Below are 4,955 nucleotides of genomic sequence, written 5' to 3' on the forward strand. Positions count from 1 at the left end.
GTTAAAAGCGCGTTTCACATCAAACTCTACCCCGTCTTTTAGCATGTTGTAACAGATATTTAGGGTCAGAACAAAATAAAATAGTCTATGCTTAATCCGGTCTAAGATGATGATAAGGGATCGTTATGGCAAGACTTCCCCGAGTGCATTTAGCTGGCGTGCCAGAGCATGTTATTCAGCGTGGTAACAACCGTCAGGTGTGTTTTGTGTGTGACGATGATTTTGCCGCTTATGCAAACTGGCTAAAAGAATACTCACAAGCCTATGGGGTACATATACATGCCTGGGTGCTGATGACGAATCATGTGCATTTGCTATGTACTGCGTCTGACAGCAGTGGCATCAGTGTGATGATGCAAAGTGTCGGCAGACAATATGTGCGGTATTTTAATCGGACTTACCAGCGCAGCGGTACCTTGTGGGAAGGGCGTTTTAAATCTTGTTTAGTGCAAGAAGAACGCTATGTGATGATGCTATATCGCTATATAGAGCTCAACCCGGTTCGTGCAGGAATGGTTTTGTCGCCAGCAGATTATAAATGGTCGAGTTATGCCATGAATGGGCTGGGCAAGCACTCAGACTTGTGTCAGGCGCATGCCTGTTATCTGGCAATGGCAGATACCGCGGTTGAGAGGCAGCAAGCGTATCGGGACTTGTGTAGCAGTGGTATCAGTGACGATATGCTGGTTGATATTCGCAGCAGCATAAAAAGTGGTATGGCATTGGGTAATGAACGTTTTAAGCAAGAAGTAGCAACGTTAACGGGTCGGCGGCAGCATCTGGAGCAGAGAGGGCGGCCGAAGGGTAAGAAAGCACGCGATTAATTTTGTTCTGACCCTAATATTCTTTGCAAGGTGAAGGATGGCATAACCTTAAGCAAGCATATACTGCTCAGAAATGGGCTGAATTCGGAAGGAGGAATGCTCCATGACAAAACATTTAATTATTATAGCTTCCGCATTGTTGCTGCTGATTGGATGTGCAAAAAAAGACCCCGAATGCGAGCATTTGCAACTGCTGGCACAAGATGAAGCAATATTGTCGTCGCTAACACTATGGGTAAATTCATTGGATAGGAATCCTGAAATCAGGGATATCCTGACAAAGCGGACAGGTACTATTTATGCTAATGAGCGCACGGATTATTTTGGTTTACCTGTAAATGATTTAAATATATCAACACAGTATTGGCTGGCATTTGGTTTTTATGACAAAGCTGCTTTAGACGAAAATAAAAGCATTGCTGAGTCAGGCTTTTTATATATTGGCTATGGTAGAAGAAAACACCTGCTACTTCAGTTGCGTACAGATGCCGATGTGTTTAAAACTAAGGAGTTAGCGAGCGCGCATTCTAACCTTGTTAAGGTTTCTAATGGCGTTTATCTTGATTGTCGCCCTTAACATACCGCACATCAGATTGTTGGTGAGAAAAATCGGGGGCGGATATTTAGGGTCACCCATTAGCCTCTCGGAGTCAACAGCGTAACCAAACCCGCGCGCACTGCTAAGTGCGCGTATCTTTTATTCCTTGTAAAGCAATAACCTTCGCATTTTAAAAATTTTAAGGGCAGATCAAAATAAATAACCATGTCTCAAACATTCTCAGCTACAACAGAATTTTGGCAAAGCCTCAAGCTGCCTGAGCAGTGGCAGCTGGCATATCCCCGCTACGTAAATAACTGACATCGATACCGCTGCTAAAAAGCTGCTTTGCAGGTTATTTCGCCTGCTCAAACGTGATTTTAATAAAAGTGTATTTTTTGTATTTGATAATTGACAAATGAATTCATTTGCATACACTGAAGTCACCAGCCGCAGTCTGTAGCTAAAAAAGGTTTAGTATGACGATGAAAACCGTGCCATTCAGTGCCAGGATCAGCGTAGAAGATGCTGAGTTTATCAGCACACTTGCGTATGACGGTGCCCATACGCCATCAGATAAACTGCGAGCCCTGTTAGCAGAAACCCGTCGCCGACATGCCTGCTTTGATGACTTTTCTGAAAACCTGGTACAAATGAACGACTGGTGCAAGCAAATCAGCCAGCCGTTACTGGTGCGCCAGCAGCAGCTGCAGATCAGAACCGAAGCCAGCAACAGGCTGCTGGAGCGGCTACCTGAGCTGTTAGCCAGTCTGCAAACTTTAGGCGCACGCTGCCCAGGCCTGAATGTGCGGGAACTGCAGCTGGCAGAGCAACAATTAACGCAACAAGTGTTAAATATGGTGTCATTACTTTTGCCTTTGGCGGTTACCCAACCACAAATGACGGCAGAGCAGGATGGCATTTTTAAACTGGCTGAGTTAATTACTCAGCATCGTCTGGCAGTACAAGGAGCAGAGTAATGAGTGAAAGTATTACCCGCCGGGTCGCCCGGTTAGTCAGTGGCAGTGTTAATGCCCTGGTCGATGCAGTGGAAAACAGTGCACCGGAAACGGTAATGGAGCAGGCAATCCGTGAGCTGGATAATGCCATTGCCGATACCCGGGCTGAGCTGGGGCAACAGGTGGCGCAAAAACATCTGGCCAGCAAAAAACTGATGGAAGAAAACAGCCGGTATGAGTCGTTAGCCGAGCAGTTACAGATTGCCGTGGCCAACGGCCGTGACGATTTAGCCGAAGCCGGCATTGCGCAACAAATGGATATTGAAGCCCGGATACCGGTACTGGAAGCCTCTATAGCCGATTGTGCTGCTCGTGAAAAAGAGCTGGAAGGCTTTATTCAGGCGTTGCAGGCGAAAAAGCGCGATATGCGCGCCGAATTGCAGGCCTTTGTTGAATCGCAAAAAGCGAAAATGACGGCGGGCAGTCAGGCGGCAGCGGCGAATAAAGACTCTGCCGAACACAAAGCTGAACGTGCAGCTGAGGCGTTTGGCCGCGTGCTGGAGCGCAGCAGCGGTATTGCCGGTCGGGACACTGGTCTGGGCAATGCCGGCAAGCTGGCTGAACTGGAAGAGCTTAGCCGTAAAAACCGGGTAGCAGAACGTTTAGCCGCAATAAAAGCAGGTAAAGCTTAATGTGGCAGTTACTGCTGGCCAGCGAAAACATGCTGTTCAGTATTGCGCTGCTGCTGATGCTATTAATTGGCCTGCTGGAGGCGGTAGCACTGTTGTTTGGTGCCAGTGTGTCTTCCTCATTGGATGGCTTATTACCTGAAGTGGAGCTAAGTCCGCACACTGAGGTAGGGCAATTAGATGCTGACAGTGCCTTAAGCCGGTTTTTTGGCTGGCTGAGGATTGGTGAAGTGCCGCTTTTGATGTTGCTGGTGGTATTTTTGCTGAGCTTTGGCTTACTCGGTTTGATAATTCAAAGCCTGTTGCATTCGCTGCTCGGTAGCATGGCGCCGGCCTGGTTGGCGGCGCCGGCAGTGTTTACGTTAAGCTTGCCGCTGGTGCGTTTTGGTGGCGGTTTACTGCAAAGCATCATGCCCCGCGATGAAACGACGGCTGTGAGCAGCGACAGTTTATTAGGGCGGGTAGCGATTATCACCCTTGGCACAGCTAAGCATCAGTATGCGGCTGAAGCCCGGGTAAAAGATCAGCATGGTTATCAGCACTATGTGCAGGTAGAGCCCGACAACCCGGCTGAGATGTTTGAGCAAGGCGCTGAGGTGTTGTTACTAACCCGGCAAGGTGCTGTATATAAAGCAATAAAAAATGATAACCCCCATCTAAGTGACGCAGACAACGAGGCTGTCTGAATAACGGAAATCCATAAAGTATAAAAAGGAGTCATTATGCAGTTAGAAAATTTTACGCACATCTTCATTATTGCTGGAGCTGTGCTGGTTGCGTTGATCATTTTGGGTATGATCCTGGCCAGGCTATATAAAAGAGCTACCAAAGAAATTTCGTTTGTCCGTACTGGTTTTCGAGGCGAAAAAGTCATCATGAATGGTGGTGCCATAGTGCTGCCGGTATTGCATGAAATTATCCCGGTTAACATGAATACATTGCGTCTCGAAGTACGCCGTGCCAATGAGCAGGCGCTGATCACCCGAGACAGAATGCGTGCAGACGTTACTGCTGAGTTTTATGTGCGGGTTAAGCCGACGGTAGATGCCATTGCTAATGCGGCTCAAACACTGGGTTTAAAAACCATGAACCCGAAAGAGCTGAAAGAGCTGGTTGAGGGTAAATTTGTTGATGCGCTGCGCTCAGTGGCGGCTGAAATGGCCATGGAAGAGCTGCATGAAAAGCGCGTCGATTTTGTGCAAAAAGTGCAGCATGTGGTATCAGAAGACTTGCTGAAAAACGGTTTGGAACTGGAATCGGTATCGTTAACCGGCCTGGACCAAACGGCGTTCGAACACTTTAATCCACAAAATGCGTTCGATGCCGAGGGTTTAACCAAGCTGACCCAGGCCATAGAATCGCGCCGTAAAATTCGCAACGATATCGAGCAGGAAACCGATTTAGCGATTAAAACCAAAAATCTGGAAGCGGAGCGGGCAAAATTAAATATTTCGCGTGAAGAAGAATATGCCCGCTTAGAGCAGGAGCGCGAAGTCTCTATTCGTCGTGCTTCTCAAATGGCCGAAATCGCCCGTGAACAAGCGGAGAAAAAACGTGAAGCAGAAGAAGCGCAAATTGCCTCGCAACGTGAAATCGACTTAAAACGCATTATGTCTGAGCGTGATATCGATAACGAGAATATCCAGAAAGACCGTGCGGTAAAGGAAATGGATATCGCCAAACAACGGGCGGTAGAGCAAGCAGAAATTGAACGGCAAAAAGCGGTAGAGCTGGCCTCGCAGGAAAAATCGATTGCGGTGGCTGAAAAATCCCGGGCCGAGTCTGAAGCTAAGGCTGAAGCGGATAAAGCCAGGGCTCTGGCGGTACGTCAGGAAGAAGGCGTTATTACTGTACGTCAAACGGAGCAAGCTGAGCGGGCGAAGCAGGTTGAACTGATTATGGCGCGCCAGTTAGCAGAGAAAGAAGCGATTCAGCTGGTCGTAGC

6 protein-coding genes are annotated in these 4,955 nt (G+C 47.9%); all 6 read left to right on the forward strand.

Annotated elements, in window-relative coordinates; all coding sequences use genetic code 11:
• The first annotated feature begins 125 nt into the window (after window positions 1-125).
• The gene (locus V7D78_RS11465; protein ID WP_333608591.1) at window positions 126-824 is read left to right on the forward strand and encodes a transposase; all 699 of its coding nucleotides are present in this window, start codon (window positions 126-128) and stop codon (window positions 822-824) included.
• A 103-nt stretch (window positions 825-927) separates the two neighbouring features.
• Window positions 928-1,401, forward strand: a complete 474-nt coding sequence (locus tag V7D78_RS11470) for a hypothetical protein (protein ID WP_333608592.1) — start codon at window positions 928-930, stop codon at window positions 1,399-1,401.
• Between the two features lie 440 nt (window positions 1,402-1,841).
• Window positions 1,842-2,342 carry a hypothetical protein gene (locus V7D78_RS11475; RefSeq protein WP_333608593.1) on the forward strand — a complete coding sequence of 167 codons (501 nt, stop codon included), beginning with the start codon at window positions 1,842-1,844 and terminating at the stop codon, window positions 2,340-2,342.
• Window positions 2,342-3,013 (forward strand): PspA/IM30 family protein, encoded by a 672-nt coding sequence (locus V7D78_RS11480; protein ID WP_333608594.1) that lies wholly within the window; start codon window positions 2,342-2,344, stop codon window positions 3,011-3,013. The genes V7D78_RS11475 and V7D78_RS11480 overlap by 1 nt, the downstream gene beginning before the upstream one ends.
• The gene (locus tag V7D78_RS11485) at window positions 3,013-3,696 is read left to right on the forward strand and encodes a YqiJ family protein (RefSeq protein ID WP_333608595.1); all 684 of its coding nucleotides are present in this window, start codon (window positions 3,013-3,015) and stop codon (window positions 3,694-3,696) included. The genes V7D78_RS11480 and V7D78_RS11485 overlap by 1 nt, the downstream gene beginning before the upstream one ends.
• A 36-nt stretch (window positions 3,697-3,732) precedes the next feature.
• On the forward strand, window positions 3,733-4,955 hold a 1,223-nt coding region (locus V7D78_RS11490; RefSeq protein ID WP_333608596.1), incomplete at its 3' end, for a flotillin family protein.

Origin of the sequence: Arsukibacterium sp., from assembly GCF_036735525.1 — a bacterium.
In the GTDB taxonomy this organism is placed as follows: Bacteria; Pseudomonadota; Gammaproteobacteria; order Enterobacterales; family Alteromonadaceae; genus Alishewanella.

Coding starts and splice junctions, on each gene's coding strand:
- V7D78_RS11480 (WP_333608594.1), top strand. CDS start 2,342: ATGAGTGAAAGTATTACCCGCCGGGTCGCCCGGTTAGTCAGTGGCAGT.
- V7D78_RS11485 (WP_333608595.1), top strand. CDS start 3,013: ATGTGGCAGTTACTGCTGGCCAGCGAAAACATGCTGTTCAGTATTGCG.
- V7D78_RS11465 (WP_333608591.1), top strand. CDS start 126: ATGGCAAGACTTCCCCGAGTGCATTTAGCTGGCGTGCCAGAGCATGTT.
- V7D78_RS11475 (WP_333608593.1), top strand. CDS start 1,842: ATGACGATGAAAACCGTGCCATTCAGTGCCAGGATCAGCGTAGAAGAT.
- V7D78_RS11470 (WP_333608592.1), top strand. CDS start 928: ATGACAAAACATTTAATTATTATAGCTTCCGCATTGTTGCTGCTGATT.